The sequence below is a fragment of the Phyllobacterium sp. LjRoot231 genome (genome assembly GCF_964253365.1).
In the GTDB taxonomy this organism is placed as follows: Bacteria; Pseudomonadota; Alphaproteobacteria; order Rhizobiales; family Rhizobiaceae; genus Phyllobacterium.
In genome coordinates this window covers 4337648-4353468 of record NZ_CAXUQT020000001.1, presented here as the reverse complement: position 1 = coordinate 4353468, position 15821 = coordinate 4337648, and the positions used below count along the sequence as shown (strand labels likewise).

The following is a 15821-nucleotide window of genomic DNA, read 5'->3' as shown; positions in this document are numbered from 1 at the left end:
CCTCCCGGTTTTCGATATAATTTGTGGTTTCAAGCTGCTGCATGGGAAAGCGCGCTTTCCACCAAAAAGCAAGCAGCCAGGTCCTTGTCGCCGCGGGTGGTCAGCACCGGGCTTTGTTCATGACACCGGCCAAATGCGTTCGGGCAGCGGCTGGTGAAACTGCAGCCCGGCGGCAGATCAATCGGGCTCGGCGGTTCGCCTTCCAGCAGGCAGTCTTCCGGCTTGTAACGGCGCTCCTCCAGCGTCGGCACGGCGCTGAGCAACGCCCTGGTATAGGGATGGCCGGGATCGAAGAACAGGCGGGTGTTGTCGGCAATCTCGACGACTTCACCGAGATACATCACGGCTACGCGGTTACAGACACGGCGCACCATCGCCAAATCATGGGAGATGTAGACATAGGTCAGACCATGCTGGGCCTGCAGTTGTTCGAAGAGCTTTAAAAGTTTGAACTGTTCGGTCTGGTCGAGCGAGGACAGGGTCTCGTCCATGATCAGCACCTTCGGCTCCAGCACCATGGCGCGGGCGACGTTGACGCGTTGCCGCTGCCCGGCGCTGAGGCCTAAGGGCAGTTCATCGTAGAGCGCTGCAGGTAGGCCGACCTCGTGCATGACGGAGAGCACCCGCTCGCGCAGTTCCGCTCCCTTCGCAATTCCGTGCGTCTTCAGCGGTTCCTCGATAATGGCTCCTATCGACGTGCGCGGTGGCAGGGAGTTGAACGGGTCCTGTAGTACCAGCTGGAAGTCGCGGCGGAACTTCAGCAATCCCTTGCCTGAGAGTTTGGCGATATCCTGTCCATCGCAAAGCACATGGCCGCTGTCGGGGCGCTCCAGCCGGCTGAGAAGGCGCATCAAAGTGGACTTGCCGCAGCCGGATTCGCCGACGATGCCGAAATTCTCGCCCGGAAACACGTCGAAGGTGACGTTGCGTACGGCGCGCACCGTGCTGTAGCTGGCAAAGGTGCCGCGCTTGCGCACACGGTAGGAGCGGGTGGCGTCGAGAATGCTGATGATCGGCTCGCGGATCTGCTGCGGCAGATCGTTCGCCACCGCCTCGCTCGTCCAGATCTTGGGGATCTGGCTGATGAGTTCGCGGGTATAGGGGTGCTGCGGCGCGCTGACGAGTTCGTTGGTTGTCTGGCGCTCGACGACCCTGCCTTCGGCCAGCACCAGGATTTGGTGGGCGGCGTCGCTGACCAGCGGCAAGGACGACGACACAAAGACGATTGCGGTGTCGAAACGGTCGGTCAGCTCGCGCATCAGGCGCAGCACCTGGGCGGCGACCGTGACATCCAGCGGCTGGGTGACGTTATCGGCTACGAGGAAGGCCGGGTTGCTGACCAGCGCGTCGACGATCAACGCGCGCTGCATCATGCCTCCGCTGAACTGCGAGGGATACTCGTGGAAGCGCATCTGCGGCGAGGGAATGCGCACCGCGCTCAGAAGGTCGATTACGCGCTTTCTGGCTTCGTCAGTTGGGATTTCCGGCGCAACCGACCGCAGTTTCTCGACGATCTGCTGGCCGACCGGCAGTGTGGGATCGAGTGCGCCCGCCGGGTTGGCGCCGACATAGGCGATCTCGCGGCGCAAGGTTCGCATCGCCTGTCCCGGCAATTCGAGGATGTTCTGCGATTTGTAGATCACCGAGCCGGACGTGACCCTCAGTGGCGGGTCGATCCAGTTGACAAGTGCCCGCGACAGCACGGTTTTGCCGGCACCGCTGGCCCCGATTATGCCAAGGATTTCGCGTGGCGCCAGGTCGAAGTCGATATCGGAAATGATCGAGCGCACGCGGCCGCCCACTTCCAGGCCGACACTCAGATTGCGAACCTTGAGAAGCGGTGTGCTGGTCATGATCTGCCTCCATAGATGCGGTTGCGGGCCCGTTCGAGCGAGGCGCCCATCAGATTGATGCTGGTCAGGCACAGACAGAGGAACACCCCGGGCATGGTGGCGATCCACCAGGCATTGAGCAGGTACTTGCGACCGTCGGCGATGATGTTGCCGAATGTGGGGGTTGGCGGCTGAACGCCGAGGCCGATGAAGCCGAGTATGGATTCGAAGATCATCATGCGGGCGACGTCGAGCGCCGAGACGAAGATGATCGGCGGCAGCACCAGCGGCGCCAGCAGGCGCACCATGATGCGGAAATCCGACGCGCCGTAGATCTCGGCGGCGCGCACATATTCCCGCTTTCGCTCGGTCATGACGACGCTGCGGGTAACGCGGGCATAGACCGGCCAACTTGAAAGCCCGAGAACCAGAATGATCGCCGGGATCGTCGGGCGAGAGACGCCGAGCACGGTGATGGCGAGGATGATCATCGGGATCGACAGTTGGGCATCCGTCAGGCGCATGACTACCATATCGACGCGTCCACCATAATATCCGGCGATCGTGCCCAGCGAACAGCCGATGATCAACATCACGAGAACGGTGGAAAGCCCGATGAGCAACGAGTAGCGAAGGCCGACGAGGCTACGTACCAGCATGTCGCGTCCGATCTGGTCCGTGCCGAGCGGCGCCGTCCAGCTCCATGTTTCGCCCATGAACGGCGGGGCATGCAGACGCGTCGACACGCTCATTTTTGTCGGGTCGATGCCGCTCAGTTCCGGATATAGCAGGGCGGCCAGCACCAGAACGGTGAAGATGGCGGCGCCGACGCGGAATTCGCTGGAGGCCAGGGCGATCCTCCAGATACGCCGGGCGATCGAAGCGCCGCGTTGCGTTACCGGAACCGGGATTGCCGGGATGTCTGTCTCGGTCACGCTCATCAGTACTCCAATCTCGGATCAATCATGGTGGCAAGCAGATCGACTGCGATGTTGATGAAGACGAAGATCGCGCTGGTGACGATGGCGATCCCCTGGATCAGCGGGAAGTCCCGCTGCAGCACGGCGGTAATGGTCAGAAGGCCGAGGCCCGGATAGTCGAAGATGAACTCGACGACGAGGACGCCACCCAGGAGGCCGCTGATCTGGATGCCGATCAGATTGAGCAACGGCACAGAGGCGTTGCGCAGTGCGTGGGCAACGACGATGCGCGCGCGGCTCAAGCCACGCACATTGCCCGCCGCGATGAAAGGTTCCATCATGACGGCTGCCACGGATCCCGTCAGCGTGCGGATCAGCACCGGTGCCAGTTCGACGGCCAGAACAATGGCCGGCAGAATGGTATAGGCAAAGCCGCCATAGCCGATGGCCGGAAGCCAGCCGAGCTTGACGGACAAAAGCATGGCAAGGACGATACCGAGCCAGAAGTTTGGCAGCGATATGAAGATCGAGGAGATATAAAACGCCACCCTGTCCGGCCATCGATCGGGAGCGAGCCCACCGGGAATGCCGATGAGAAACGAAAAGATCAGCGCAAAAATGATTGCCAGACCACCGAGCTGCAATGTCATCGGCAACGTATCGCCGATCAGAGTGAGCACGTCGGCGCGTTCGCCACGGGTGGAATCGCCGAAACTGGAGCCGCCCGTCGAGGCACCGCTTGCCGGGCGTACGAAGGATTGCCCCAGATCACCCGTGACGACGCCGCTCATGTAACGGCCGAACTGCACCAGGATGGGGTCACGCAGACCCATGTCTTTGGCGATCTGCTCGATCAGCGCCTCGGGCGCCATGCCGCCGGCCATCAACCGCACCGGGTCCCCCGGCACTACCCGCAGCAGCGTGAAGATCAGCAGCGTCACCAGGAAGACGATCAAGACGCCTTGCGCCAGCCGGCGAACCAGAAAACTAAGAACGAACATGTCATTTCCTGACAGCAATCGGAGCGAACGGTCCTGACGGGCGTGACCGCAATCGTTGTGACATCATGGGCGAAACGCGGAACCCTGCGACGCCGGTATCCGGCGCCGCACAAAGCCAAGGCAGCATCAGCCGAACGTGCCCTTCGAGGCATCCATCGACCCGTCTGGGTAGATGAACAGGCTGGCCAGCGACTTATCCATCGCGTGGATCATGACCGATGTGAACAGCGACAGGGCAGGCACTTTGTCGGCAAGCATCGGCATGGTTTCGGTCTGCAGGATCTTCTTGCGTTCTTCCAGAGATGCGGCGCTGCGTTCCTTGTCGAGCGTCGCGTCGATCTCCTTGTCGACGATGCCGGTGATGCGCTTCGAGGTCGAATGGAAGTGGGTACGCAGCACGAGGTCAGGCTCCGGCGAACCAGTCGACCAGCCGCAATCGACCATGTGGCCGGGGCCACCCCCTGGTCGGTCGTAAAGACGTTCGTTCCATGCAGCTATTTCCAGAACCGAAAGCGAGACCTGGAAACCCTGTTCCTGCAGCATGGAGGTGATCACCTCGCCGTATTCTTTCGTCTTCGGGTAGAAGCCGACCGAGGTGATGTATTCGAGCGGGGGCAGGCCTTCGCCTTTAGGGAAGCCCGCTTCGGCCAAAAGCGCTTGGCACTTTTCCGGACTGTATTCCGGATAGTTGGGCAGATCGATATAGCCGAACTTGACTGGCGAGACGTAGTTGGCCGAAGCATGGCCGGCAGACCCCAGAATCTCGACGATCATCGAACGGTCGATCGCGTGACAGGCGGCCTTGCGGACCAGTGGGTTGTCGAACGGCGCCTTCGAGCAGCGGAACCAGAGATACTTGTTTTCGACCGAGACGACGCTGCTGATAGCAATCTTGTCATTGCCTTCGAGCGAGGTCACCTGCTCGGGCTCGAGGCGTTCGACGATCGAGGCCTGACCGTTGAGCAAGGACAGCATGCGAGTAGTGCTATCCCCGACGAAATTGAAGCTGATGCCCGGGATCTTCGGTGTGCCGAGGAAGTAGTCCGGATAGGCTTCGAGAACCGTGGCGTTTCCTTCCTGTTTGACGAACTTGAACGGGCCCGTGCCGTTCAAGCGCTGAGTCAGCGGGCCTTTGGGGCCGCCGGCTACGTCGGTTGCCGACATGATCGGCAGGAACGACGCGAGGAAGATGAACAGGTGAGCGGGATAGCCACCCTTCGACGTGTCGACGATGACCGTATAGTCATCCGGTGTGGTGATGCTAAGCGTATCGGTCGGGCCGGGATAGAACTGCGCCGGGCGGTCCGGTCCGGATCCGTATTCGAAAGTCGCCTTGACGTCTTCGGCCTTGAAGTCCTTGCCGTCATGGAACTTTACACCTTCGCGCAACTTGATCTCAAGCTTGTTCGGCTCGATCAACTTGATGCTGGTGGCAAGTTCGTAGATGACCTCATCGGGATTTTTAACGCGCATTGGCGTGCGCGTCAGGAAGCCCATGACGAAGCCTTCAATGTTCTTCTGCGACAAGGTGGTGTGGCCGGTCGGGTCCCAGTTGCCCGTGATATTCTCCGCCGACAGGAACACCATGGTCTTGCCTGTCTGCGCGAAGGCCGAAGAGAACAGGAAGTCCGGATTGATCCGCACGAGACCGGTGCCGGCGCCGGCTGCGCCGAGCGCGGCGAGAAAATTGCGTCTGTTGATAGCATTCATAAGCTGTTTCCCTCGTTGTGGTTTTATGTGGCTTTCTTATTATTCAACGGTATCGGGCAATCGCGCGCTTTTCAATGGCCTATCTTCCAATTGTCGCATTAGTGTTGATGTACCGGGCAGTAGTGCCAAGGAAGAGAATGCCTAAACTGTATGCATTCCTTTGCCTTTTCGGCATTCCAATCCGACTCACGGGACGAAAAATGCTTTATTTTAATGGTTGCGTGGCGAAGTATTGAGCAACGGATCCTTTTCCTGTGCAAAAGTTTGGGTGCAAACATTTTTTTAAAACCACAAATCCACATTGGCAATTTTTGTAAATTTCCGCGCCTGCCTCGTGGTTTATTGCGGTGGATGGCATCGTAAAGCTTAACCGGACGTATTTGCGCTTTGGGCGCACTGGTTGCTTTGTCGCTGATCTCACGCAGCCTGCACGCATGCGATCTCGCGCCACGTATCCATCGTAGCGTTGCGACGAGCGCGATAGTTGGATGAAGGCGCTGAGGGGCCGGTATGGAGACTCATCAGGACGACGGCGTGCCTGTCCCGATCACGGCGCCAGCTAAGACCGTCGCTAACTGTTTCAAGCACCGCAACAGGATCGGCCTCGATGCTGTTCAGCTTGTGGGCGCCCGTGCCTTGTTACTGGCGACCTCATAGCCGGTCGCATCGTGGACGCTGAACTTTGAGGTCATCGAAGTCTCCACACACGTCATCCGACGCACTAGACCTCAAGCGGCCCTGACGATCTCGGTGAGTTCGACTTCGAATACCACATCACGGCCCGCCAAGGGGTGATTGGCATCAACCGTTATCTCTTTCGAATTCACATCCACGACATTAAGCGTCATCGGTGTGCCGCCGCTTGACTCCGCCTGGAGCTGCATTCCCGGTCTGACATCCAAATCGGCAGGAACTTTGGAGCGTGGGACTGTCTGAATCTTGCGCGGGTCGTGCGGCCCGAACGCGTCTTCAGCCGGAATCTCAATGGTTTGTATGTCGCCGACATTCATGCCAACAATCTGCTTATCGAGCCCTGAAAGAACCTTTCCTGCTCCGATCTCGATTTGCAAAGGCTCGCGTTCCTTCGAACTGTCGAACGTTGTGCCGTCCGCAAGCATTCCGGTGTAATGGATGCGAACGATATCGCCAATTTTTGCTTGAGTCATGGTTCAAACCTTTCAGTTGGGAGTATTGGCTTTAGCCGACACACTCTCTGCATGACGACCAACTGGGGTTTTTGGGCCGATGCGCTTGTTACGCTGGCATGTGCAGGATGCCCCCATACCAATCCAAGATCAAGGTGGTCTTCGCGGCTTGACGCGTCGGACTCCTCAATGCCGGTGGACGCCCCCGTCACAAGGGCGACGCCAAGATTGGTGTTGTTCATGGAAATTACTTCTTTCTTCGTGCTGGATCGCGTTTCGAAAATGTCGGTTGGCCTGCCGGCGTAGGTCTGGTGTTGGGAGAAAAACAGGAACGGTTAAAGGCAGTCTTTCAATCACCAGTCCGTCCGGTGCTCGCGCCGGTCAGTTCGTTCGTCCATCTTCATCGCTTGCAATTCGTCTGACTTCACCAGCGGCTGCGTCGAGAATGCCTTGCGACAAACTCTCGTCTTCCATAATCCGCGAGAGCGTGACGGCACCCACCATAAGGGAGAGTATCGCCATCGCCTTGCCGCTGGGATGGGAGCCCTTGGCGTCGTCCATTAGCTCATCCAGGACCTCAAAGTGAGCTCGGATCCCATCCTCAAATGGACGTCTGACCTCTTCACTTTGCCGCGCCGCGTCAGATCCCAGCGCTACGAGAGGGCAACCGTCGGCCTTTTCCCCGAGATGTCCCGGTGAGAGGTAGAACTCCATGACTGCTTCGAGGGGATCGGAGCTTGTCGCAGCCGCTGTCGACCATCTACGAGTGGCGCTTTCCATCGCGCGCCTGGATGCTTGGGCGGCGAGATCGTCCTTGGACGAGAACTGCTTGTAAAATCCACCCTGCGTCAGGCCAGCACCCTTCATCAGATCCTTCAGGCCGATTCCATCGAAGCCATGCTCTCGAAACAGACGGCTCGCGACGTTGATCACGGTTTCCCGATTTTCCTCGGCCTGTGCGCGGCTCACTCTCATTTTGACCTCCTGTTAGATTTCATTTGACATCTATAGCGTAAATAGATTTAGATCGCAATCTAATTTGTGCAGATCGCTCGTCAAGTAGAGAATGTAAAATGAAACGCAAATACGTCCTGACTTTTGTGGGTCTCCTGGCAGTGGCGGCAGCCGCTGCCTTTTTCCTGGTGTCCGAAACCAGTGAACGGAAAGCCGAAGCCGCAGATCCAAGGACAGTTCCACCACTGGTAAGCGTCGCAGAGGCGAAGAAGACGGATACAGCGGAGAGGTCGTTTACAGGCACCGTCGCTTCGCGCGTACAGAGCAATCTCGGGTTCCGGGTTCCGGGCAAGATCGTCCAGCGGATGGTCGATGTGGGTCAGCAGGTGAGACAAGGCCAGACCCTGATGCGCATCGATGAAACAGATCTCCAACTCGCGCTTACAGCGAAGCGCAATACGGTCATCGCAGCGCGTGCTGTCCTGATCCAGGTACAAGCAGATGAGAAACGCTATGCGGCGCTAGTGAAAAACGGATTGGCTGCCACCCCGCAGCGATATGAACAGGCGAAAACCGCCCTCGACACGGCCACTGCACAGCTGGCTGCGGCTGAAGCTGACGCCAAGGTCGCAGAAAACGCAGCTTCATATACTGTCCTTCTTGCAGATTCGGATGGAACCGTCGTCGATACTCTTGGAGACCCCGGACAGGTCGCGGCTGCGGGCCAAACGGTCGTGCAACTGGCGCAGGCTGGGCCACGTGAAGCTGTTGTTTGGCTACCTGAGACTTTGCGGCCCGACATCGGGTCCGAAGCTGAGGCCAATGTCTATGGTGGCAGCGGTCTCAGCGGCAAAGCCCGCTTGCGACAGATCTCTGATGCCGCCGATGCCCAAACCCGTACTTATGAGGCGCGCTATGTTCTCGATGGTGCTGCCGTCTCTGCTCCGCTCGGTTCGACGGTGACGATTAAAATTCTGGACGCGCACAGGCAGTCGGAGGTCGCTGTTCCGGTAGGTTCCATCCTGAACGACGGTAACCGGACAGGCGTGTGGGTTGTCAACGGCGCCACCTCCACTGTGAAATTCACGCCAGTCGAGATAAAGCGGATCGGCGAGGAGACGGCATTCATCACCGGTATTGGCATTGGTGAGCAGATTGTCGCTCTCGGCGCACATCTTCTGGAAAATGGCGCAGCCGTCAGAATTGCCTCGCAGCAAGAGGTGACAAAATAATGAGCTTCAATCTCTCAGCTCTCGCCGTTCGCGAACGCGCCGTTACCTTATTCTTCATCGTTCTGTTGGCGGCTGCAGGCGTCTACGCCTTCGTCAAGCTGGGACGCGCCGAGGATCCTTCCTTCACCATCAAGACCCTGACGGTCACTTCAGTCTGGCCAGGTGCCACTGCGCGTGAAATGCAGGATCTTGTCGCCGAGCCACTTGAGAAGCGCATCCAGGAACTCACCTGGTATGATCGTGTGGAAACAACAACCCGGCCTGGCTATGCCTTCCTCACCGTGACTTTGAAGGATAGCATGCCGCCGTCCGGCGTCGAAGAAGAGTTCTATCAGGCTCGCAAGAAGCTTAGCGACGAAGCCCGAAATCTCCCTCCAGGCGTCATGGGCCCCTTCGTCAACGATGAATATTCCGACGTGAGCTTCGGTCTTTACGCATTGAAGGCGAAGGGGATGCCGATGCGCGACCTCGTGCGACAGGCGGAGGTCATCCGTCAGGATCTCCTGCACGTTCCGGGTGTCAAGAAAATCAACATCCTCGGAGAGCGCCCCGAACAGATCTTCGTCGAATTTTCCTATGCCAAGCTCGCGACACTTGGAATATCGGCAACCGATATCGCCGCGGCTTTGCAGAGACAGAATACAGTCACGCCCGCCGGCTCCATCGACACGCGTGGGCCACAGGTCTTTATCCGTTTCGACGGAGCCTATAACAGCGTGCAGGCGATTGCCGATACGCCGATCGTAGCGGCTGGACGGACGCTAAAGCTCTCCGATTTAGCGGATGTGAGGCGCGGGTATGAGGATCCCGCGACCTACATCATCCGCCATGAGGGCGAGCCGACAATCATGTTGGGCGCAGTGATGCAACAGGGCTGGAATGGTCTTGATCTCGGCAAGGCGCTTGAAGCGCGGTCCGCCGCAATCGCGCAGACACTGCCGCTGGGCATGACGCTTACCAAAGTCAGCGATCAGGCCGTCAACATCGACGAGGCGGTCGGCGAATTCATGCTCAAGTTCGCAATGGCGCTTGGCGTCGTGCTGTTCGTGAGCCTGGTCGCCTTAGGCTGGCGCGTCGGCATCGTTGTGGCGCTTGCTGTGCCGCTGACGCTTGCCGTCGTCTTCCTCATCATGCTGGAAACCGGCCGGTTCTTCGATCGTATCACGCTCGGCGCGTTGATCCTTGCGCTGGGCCTTCTCGTGGACGACGCCATCATCGCCATCGAGGTGATGGTGGTGAAGATGGAGGAGGGCATGGACCGCATCAAGGCGGCCGCTTATGCATGGAGCCATACGGCGGCGCCGATGCTGTCCGGCACCCTCGTGACAATCATCGGACTGATGCCCGTGGGCTTTGCAAGATCGACGGCTGGTGAATATGCCGGAAACATCTTCTGGGTGGTGGGATTTGCGCTGATCGTTTCGTGGGTCGTTGCCGTGACCTTTACTCCGTACCTCGGGGTGAAAATGCTGCCGGAGATCAAACCGGTCGAGGGCGGACATCACGCCATCTATGATACTCCGAACTACCGTCGCCTGCGCGCGCTCATCGAGTTCGCGGTTCGCCATAAATTCATGACGTGCGCAGTGGTTGGCATCACGATGGCTGTCTCGGTCATGGGGATGGGAGGTGTAAAACAGCAGTTCTTCCCGACATCGGATCGGCCTGAAGTGCTAATCGAAGTTCGCATGCCCGAAGGCACAAGCATCGAGACCACGACAGCCGCCGTGGAGAAAGTCGAGGGCTGGCTGCAAACTCAGCCGGAAGCAAAAATCGTCACCAGCTATGTAGGGCAGGGTGCGCCGCGCTTCTTCTTTGCCATGGCACCTGAATTGCCCGACCCTGCGTTCGCCAAGGTCGTTGTGCTCACCCCCGATGCTCACGCACGCGAGGCTTTGAAGCACCGCCTTCGAGCCGCCGTTTCGGACGGGCTTGTGCCTGAGGCATCGGTGCGTGTAACGCAGCTTGTCTTTGGACCCTACACGCCATTTCCGGTCGAGTTTCGGATCATGGGACCAGATCAGGATGAACTCTACAAGATTTCCGAGCAGGCTCTTGCCGTTATGAAAAGTGTTCCAGATGTCCGACAGGCCAACCGGGATTGGGGCAATCGAACTCCGGTGCTGCGGTTTGTCCCTGACCAGGATCGGCTCAATCTGATCGGTCTCTCACCCTCTGAGGCAGCCCAGCAGATGCAGTTGCTGCTTAGCGGCATCCCTGTCACCCAAGTGCGCGACAACATCCGCAACGTCCCCGTTGTCGCACGGAGCGCAGGCGAGAACCGGCTTGATCCCTCAAGGCTGGGCGATTTCTCGCTCATGAGCAGGGATGGCCGACAGGTCCCCCTTGATCAGATCGGCCATTCTGAGATCCGGTTTGAGGAGCCGATCCTGAAACGCCGCGACCGCACCCCTGTGATCACGATACGCTCTGACATCAACGAGGCGACACAACCCCCGGAGGTCTCACAGCGGGTCATGAAGGCCCTTCAGCCACTGATCGCATCGCTTCCCGTCGGGTACCGCATCGAAATGGGGGGCAACATCGAGGAATCCCTCAAGGCCAATGTCGCACTCGTCAAGATATTCCCGGCCATGATTGCAGCGATGTTGATCGTCATCATCCTCCAGGTTCGCAGTCTGTCGACGATGACAATGGTGATGCTGACCGCACCGCTCGGCCTTGCCGGGGTGGTCCCGACATTGCTTCTTTTCAATCAGCCGTTCGGCTTCAACGCCATTCTCGGGTTGATAGGATTGGCAGGTATCCTCATGCGCAACACGCTGATCCTGACAGAGCAAATCAAGGAAAATCAAGCTGCCGGGCTCGATGACTATCACGCGGTCATTGAAGCCACTGTGCAACGTACACGCCCTGTCATTCTGACCGCGCTTGCTGCGATCCTGGCCTTCATTCCGCTCACCCATTCAGTGTTCTGGGGATCGATGGCCTATACTCTGATTGGCGGAACGGCGGCGGGTACCGTGATGATCCTCCTCTTCCTTCCGGCACTGTACGCTGTGTGGTTCCGGATCAAGCCAACGAAAGAAGACAGCCACGGGGAAACGATTGAAGAACTGGCACCACGGAGGGCACTGGCCGCGGAGTAGGGTACTTCGTGCAAGAGATCCCTCCAAAATCGGAGGCGTCTAGGAAATACGCGATCAATGATGGGATCAGTGTATGCTTCCGGCACTCCGCCCTCGTTCAACGTGGCGATTGTATCGTGCAAATGGTGGGTCCGGCGTGATCAACTCGGGATCAGGCATTGGGCTGCCCGTGCATTTGCCCGAAAAGTTGGTTCCTCACCACGACGGCAGGAAACGCTAGTTGCGTTCGCGAAAAGTGCTCGATATGGTTTTATGACGGTACTTTTAGAGGCTAATTCGCGCGCGTCGCTGGACGCCAAGAGGTGTACAAATCGTCCGATTGATCCCGATAGTTACTGAAACCACAGAAAAATTTTTGCGCCGATTTTCCCTTTAAAATCAACAGTGTAACTTTTTGACAGGCCCAAAGCCGGAGTTTTCGCGTCGCCAGAATAAATTTGCAAGCAATTTCAATTGGTTATATGCTGTTTAAACAATAGAGTGGGAGTAACAGGGGATAGTTTCGGATAGCGTAGGATGCTGTGGCGTAGGTTTTTCCTATCGATAGCACGGAATAGTAGTCGGGCGACTGCGAACGCTTCGCTAGCACTTTGATCGACGGTGCGCATAAAGGCCGGATACTCGGTCGTGATCATTGCTCTCGAGGGTGAGATTGGGGACTTTGCCGTCGCGCAGTTTTCAAACCGCAAATGGCGATACGATTAACGACAGGCAACTCACCACGTTGCAACTCCGAGCGAAGCTAAATGCGAAAAGTCAGACGTCGCAGGCAAGCACGGATTGATCTGTACGCCAACGTCTTCGCTTGTAGCTCCGCTGGGGCGTGGTGTTGTTATGGGCCGGCGGAATAAAACTGGCCATTCCGGTGACGTCGTCAGTCTCAGGCTCATTGCCTCTAGCGTGATGTCAAAATCCAGGTCATGCGCACCGGTTCATTGCCCTCCTTTTCACTTCATCTCGGAAGATTTCGCGCGCCTCTTTGAGCCGTGCTTTCCCAAGCAGCTTTACAAATCTCGCGATTGTGGATTTAGGAACGTTTGCCTGAGTTGCTATGTCAACGGAGGGTTCAAATGCGAAAAGTTCAGGCCGGGCAAGGCATACCGCTGCAAGCTTTTCCACTTGCGGCGGAAAACGAAGTTCGCGCCTCACGATGCGCTCCTTGAGGTCGCGAAAATCCATCTTACTCGGCACGTCATCGTCTGGCTGTGACATAGTACCGATCTCGAGAACAGATTAGAGGACGCTCGCCACTTTGACGGTTTCGCCGGATTTTGCCGAACGGGTTGCCGCTTCGGCGACCGCAAGGGCGTTGACGCCGTCGTCGAGGGTCACCGGCAGCGCCGATCCGGTATTGACCGCGTCGACGAAAGCCGCCCATTCGGCCAAATAGGCGCGCATGTAGCGTTCGAGGAAGAAGAATTCTGGCTTTGCGCCGACCACCCCGGCCGCCGTGGCTTTCGACACCGTGTTTTCCAGCACATTGCCCGCCGACAGAAGCCCTTCCGAGCCGAGCAGCTCAACACGCTGGTCATAGCCATAGACGGCGCGGCGGCTGTTCTTGATGACCGCGATCCGCCCGTCGGCGAAATACAGCGTCACCACGGCGGTGTCGACATCGCCGACAGCCCCGATCGCCGGATCGACGATCGAACTGCCGATCGCCGTCACCGTCTCCGGCAGCCCACCCATGATCCAGCAGGCCATGTCGAAGTCATGGATCATCATGTCGCGGAACAGGCCACCCGAGACCCTCACATAGGAGACCGGCGGCGGGGCCGGATCGAACGACGTTACCGACAAGAGCTCGGCCTTGCCGATTTCACCCCGATCGACAGCGGCCTTGAGTGCGGCAAAGTTCGGATCGAAGCGGCGGTTGAAGCCGATCATCACCCGACGGCCGCTGGCGGCGACAGCTTTCTGGCAAACGCGGGCCCGTTCCAGGCTGAGATCGACTGGCTTTTCGCAGAGAACCGCCTTGCCGGCCTTGGTTGCGGCTTCGATCAGGTCGGAATGGGTGTCGGTCGAGGTGGCGATCAGCACTGCGTCGATCAAAGCGTCACCGATGATCTGATCTGTCGCCCGAGCCTCCGCACCGTATTGCGCGGCCAACTTTTTGGCCGCCTCCATATTGACGTCCGATACCGCCACCAGTCTGCTGCCTGGATGGGCGGAGATCGCCTTGGCATGCACATTGCCGATCCGGCCGGCTCCTAAAAGGCCAACTTTGAGCATTTTCATTCCTTTCTAGTACGATGACTGTCGCAGCGCTGACAGCGCTGCTCGATCAAGAAACTTAGAGTGTGAAGGCCTGGCGGAACCGGCCGAGCGCAAGCTCGTCGTCATCCGAAGGCCAGGCTTCCATGCCGATAACGCCGCGATAGCCCATGGCATCGAGAGCGCGTGCGATGGCCGGATAGTTAATCTCGCCGGTGCCCGGCTCCATTCTCCCCGGAACATCGGCCACCTGAATCTCACCGATATGAGGAAGCGCCTGTCGGCAGAGTTCGATCAGGTTCCCTTCGCCGATCTGGGCATGATAGAGATCGAGGTTGAGTTTCAGCGACGGTCTGTTGACCGATGCGACGAGCGCGATCGTATCGGCTGCCTTGGCGAAGGGCGTCTTCGGATGGTCGACGGCTTCGTTGAGGTTTTCGAGCACGAAGATCACGCCTTCCAGTTCGCCGAGATCAGCGATGCGGTTCAGCGTATCGCGCGCCTTCAGCCACATCTGTCCTGTCACCACCTCTGACTTGACCACCGGCAATCCATGGCCGTCGAGGCCCGTTCCATGAAGGTTGAGCCTGGGGCACTTCAATTCCTTCGCGATCGGGATGGATTGTTTCGCCGTCCTCATCAGTTCGTCGGCGCCGGCGTCGTCCGCAAGCGTACCTGTCACATAGCCCGTCATCGACGAGAATGTCGCTCCGGACTTCGCGATCGCCGCGATATCGTGCTGGGTCCAGTCCCATATTTCGGCGACGAAACCGAGTTCGGTGATCCGCTTGAGCCGTTCGAAAACGGGGAGCGACCGGAACACCATTTCGGCGCAAACAGCCAAGGTGAAGGGTCCCGTGGTATCAGGGGTCGTTGTCATCATTTCATTCCTGGTTCAAATATCAGATCGTGCCGCCTAGTTCGGCCGACAGTGTCTGCAATTCCTTGCCACCGGCCATCAGGTTCTGCAGTTCATCGATGTTGATCTCGCTCTTGCTGAAAGTGCCCAGAGTCTTGCCGCGATTGAGGATCGTGAAGCGGCTTCCAACGGCGTAGGCATGGCGGACATTGTGGGTGATGAAGATGACGCCGAGCCCTTTCTGCTGAACCTGGCGAATGTATTTGAGCACCATCGACGTCTGGGCGACGCCCAATGCGGACGTCGGTTCATCGAGGATGAGGACCTTGGCTCCGAAGTAGACGGCCCGCGCGATCGCCACACACTGCCGCTCGCCGCCAGAAAGGGTGCCCACCGCCTGGTTCGGGTCGCGGATATCGATGCCGATCTTGTGCATCTCCTCGCGGGTCACCTGGCTGCAATACTTAAAATCGACATAGCGAAACGGCGGTATGCCCTTCACGGGTTCGCGTCCCATGAAGAAGTTTCGCGTGATCGACATCAATGGGATCATCGCGAGATCCTGATAGACGGTCGCGATCCCGGCATCGAGTGCGTCGCGCGGGCTGGTGAATGCGACCGGTTTACCCTCGACCAGGAATTCTCCGCCCGAGGGACGGACCACACCCGACAACGTCTTGATGAGCGTGGATTTTCCGGCCCCGTTGTCGCCAAGCAGGCAGAGTACCTCACCTTGCGATACCTTCATCGAAACGCCCGAAAGCGCGATGACGGAACCGTAGTGCTTGACAATATTTTTGACTTCAATGACCGGCGGAGCGGTTTCTGATTTGCTATCGGTCAT

The 15821-nt window shown here is 58.4% G+C and carries 13 protein-coding genes; 3 read left to right on the top strand and 10 right to left on the bottom strand.

The window, feature by feature from the left end:
* Window positions 1–29: 29 nt before the first annotated feature.
* From ACSQ3H_RS21760 to ACSQ3H_RS21745, 4 genes are all read right to left on the bottom strand, one after another.
* A complete protein-coding gene (locus ACSQ3H_RS21760) occupies window positions 30–1853 on the bottom strand; it encodes an ABC transporter ATP-binding protein (RefSeq protein WP_436118961.1) in 1824 nt (607 codons plus the stop codon).
* Window positions 1850–2773 carry an ABC transporter permease gene (locus ACSQ3H_RS21755; RefSeq protein ID WP_436118960.1) on the bottom strand — a complete coding sequence of 308 codons (924 nt, stop codon included), beginning with the start codon at window positions 2771–2773 and terminating at the stop codon, window positions 1850–1852. The genes ACSQ3H_RS21760 and ACSQ3H_RS21755 overlap by 4 nt, the downstream gene beginning before the upstream one ends.
* Window positions 2773–3753 carry an ABC transporter permease gene (locus ACSQ3H_RS21750; RefSeq protein ID WP_436118959.1) on the bottom strand — a complete coding sequence of 327 codons (981 nt, stop codon included), beginning with the start codon at window positions 3751–3753 and terminating at the stop codon, window positions 2773–2775. The genes ACSQ3H_RS21755 and ACSQ3H_RS21750 overlap by 1 nt, the downstream gene beginning before the upstream one ends.
* Window positions 3754–3879: 126 nt before the next feature.
* Window positions 3880–5463: an ABC transporter substrate-binding protein gene (locus ACSQ3H_RS21745; RefSeq protein ID WP_436118958.1), complete on the bottom strand. Its 1584-nt coding sequence runs from the start codon at window positions 5461–5463 to the stop codon at window positions 3880–3882.
* A gap of 510 nt (window positions 5464–5973) precedes the next feature.
* Between ACSQ3H_RS21745 and ACSQ3H_RS21740 the strand changes: the two genes are divergently transcribed.
* Entirely contained in the window at window positions 5974–6120 is a 147-nt protein-coding gene (locus ACSQ3H_RS21740; RefSeq protein WP_436118957.1) for a hypothetical protein, read from the top strand.
* Window positions 6121–6191: 71 nt separating this feature from the next.
* Here ACSQ3H_RS21740 and ACSQ3H_RS21735 read toward each other — a convergent pair whose 3' ends face one another.
* Both ACSQ3H_RS21735 and ACSQ3H_RS21730 read right to left on the bottom strand, forming a co-directional pair.
* Complete coding sequence (locus ACSQ3H_RS21735) at window positions 6192–6629, bottom strand: FKBP-type peptidyl-prolyl cis-trans isomerase (protein WP_436118956.1); 438 nt, start codon at window positions 6627–6629, stop codon at window positions 6192–6194.
* A gap of 360 nt (window positions 6630–6989) precedes the next feature.
* Window positions 6990–7583 carry a TetR/AcrR family transcriptional regulator gene (locus tag ACSQ3H_RS21730; RefSeq protein WP_436118955.1) on the bottom strand — a complete coding sequence of 198 codons (594 nt, stop codon included), beginning with the start codon at window positions 7581–7583 and terminating at the stop codon, window positions 6990–6992.
* A 98-nt stretch (window positions 7584–7681) separates the two neighbouring features.
* On the opposite strand from ACSQ3H_RS21730, the gene ACSQ3H_RS21725 reads away from it, so the two are divergent.
* Window positions 7682–8794, top strand: coding sequence for an efflux RND transporter periplasmic adaptor subunit (locus ACSQ3H_RS21725; protein WP_436118954.1), 1113 nt, complete (start codon window positions 7682–7684; stop codon window positions 8792–8794).
* On the top strand, window positions 8794–11904 hold the full coding sequence (locus ACSQ3H_RS21720) for an efflux RND transporter permease subunit (RefSeq protein ID WP_436118953.1): 3111 nt from the start codon (window positions 8794–8796) through the stop codon (window positions 11902–11904). Before ACSQ3H_RS21725 ends, ACSQ3H_RS21720 begins: the two co-directional genes overlap by 1 nt.
* A gap of 918 nt (window positions 11905–12822) precedes the next feature.
* Here ACSQ3H_RS21720 and ACSQ3H_RS21715 read toward each other — a convergent pair.
* From ACSQ3H_RS21715 to ACSQ3H_RS21700, 4 genes are all read right to left on the bottom strand, one after another.
* Window positions 12823–13116: a hypothetical protein gene (locus ACSQ3H_RS21715; protein ID WP_436118952.1), complete on the bottom strand. Its 294-nt coding sequence runs from the start codon at window positions 13114–13116 to the stop codon at window positions 12823–12825.
* A 21-nt stretch (window positions 13117–13137) separates the two neighbouring features.
* Window positions 13138–14136, bottom strand: coding sequence for an inositol 2-dehydrogenase (iolG, locus tag ACSQ3H_RS21710; RefSeq protein ID WP_436118951.1), 999 nt, complete (start codon window positions 14134–14136; stop codon window positions 13138–13140).
* Window positions 14137–14197: 61 nt separating this feature from the next.
* On the bottom strand, window positions 14198–15001 hold the full coding sequence (locus ACSQ3H_RS21705; RefSeq protein WP_436118950.1) for a TIM barrel protein: 804 nt from the start codon (window positions 14999–15001) through the stop codon (window positions 14198–14200).
* Window positions 15002–15020: 19 nt separating this feature from the next.
* Window positions 15021–15821 (bottom strand): ATP-binding cassette domain-containing protein, encoded by an 801-nt coding sequence (locus ACSQ3H_RS21700; protein WP_436118949.1) that lies wholly within the window; start codon window positions 15819–15821, stop codon window positions 15021–15023.

Excerpts from the sequence above, each read along its gene's own strand:
- ACSQ3H_RS21760 (WP_436118961.1), bottom strand. The coding sequence starts at position 1,853 with ATGACCAGCACACCGCTTCTCAAGGTTCGCAATCTGAGTGTCGGCCTG.
- ACSQ3H_RS21755 (WP_436118960.1), bottom strand. The coding sequence starts at position 2,773 with ATGAGCGTGACCGAGACAGACATCCCGGCAATCCCGGTTCCGGTAACG.
- ACSQ3H_RS21750 (WP_436118959.1), bottom strand. The coding sequence starts at position 3,753 with ATGTTCGTTCTTAGTTTTCTGGTTCGCCGGCTGGCGCAAGGCGTCTTG.
- ACSQ3H_RS21745 (WP_436118958.1), bottom strand. The coding sequence starts at position 5,463 with ATGAATGCTATCAACAGACGCAATTTTCTCGCCGCGCTCGGCGCAGCC.
- ACSQ3H_RS21740 (WP_436118957.1), top strand. The coding sequence starts at position 5,974 with ATGGAGACTCATCAGGACGACGGCGTGCCTGTCCCGATCACGGCGCCA.
- ACSQ3H_RS21735 (WP_436118956.1), bottom strand. The coding sequence starts at position 6,629 with ATGACTCAAGCAAAAATTGGCGATATCGTTCGCATCCATTACACCGGA.
- ACSQ3H_RS21730 (WP_436118955.1), bottom strand. The coding sequence starts at position 7,583 with ATGAGAGTGAGCCGCGCACAGGCCGAGGAAAATCGGGAAACCGTGATC.
- ACSQ3H_RS21725 (WP_436118954.1), top strand. The coding sequence starts at position 7,682 with ATGAAACGCAAATACGTCCTGACTTTTGTGGGTCTCCTGGCAGTGGCG.
- ACSQ3H_RS21720 (WP_436118953.1), top strand. The coding sequence starts at position 8,794 with ATGAGCTTCAATCTCTCAGCTCTCGCCGTTCGCGAACGCGCCGTTACC.
- ACSQ3H_RS21715 (WP_436118952.1), bottom strand. The coding sequence starts at position 13,116 with ATGTCACAGCCAGACGATGACGTGCCGAGTAAGATGGATTTTCGCGAC.
- iolG (WP_436118951.1), bottom strand. The coding sequence starts at position 14,136 with ATGCTCAAAGTTGGCCTTTTAGGAGCCGGCCGGATCGGCAATGTGCAT.
- ACSQ3H_RS21705 (WP_436118950.1), bottom strand. The coding sequence starts at position 15,001 with ATGATGACAACGACCCCTGATACCACGGGACCCTTCACCTTGGCTGTT.
- ACSQ3H_RS21700 (WP_436118949.1), bottom strand. The coding sequence starts at position 15,821 with ATGACCGATAGCAAATCAGAAACCGCTCCGCCGGTCATTGAAGTCAAA.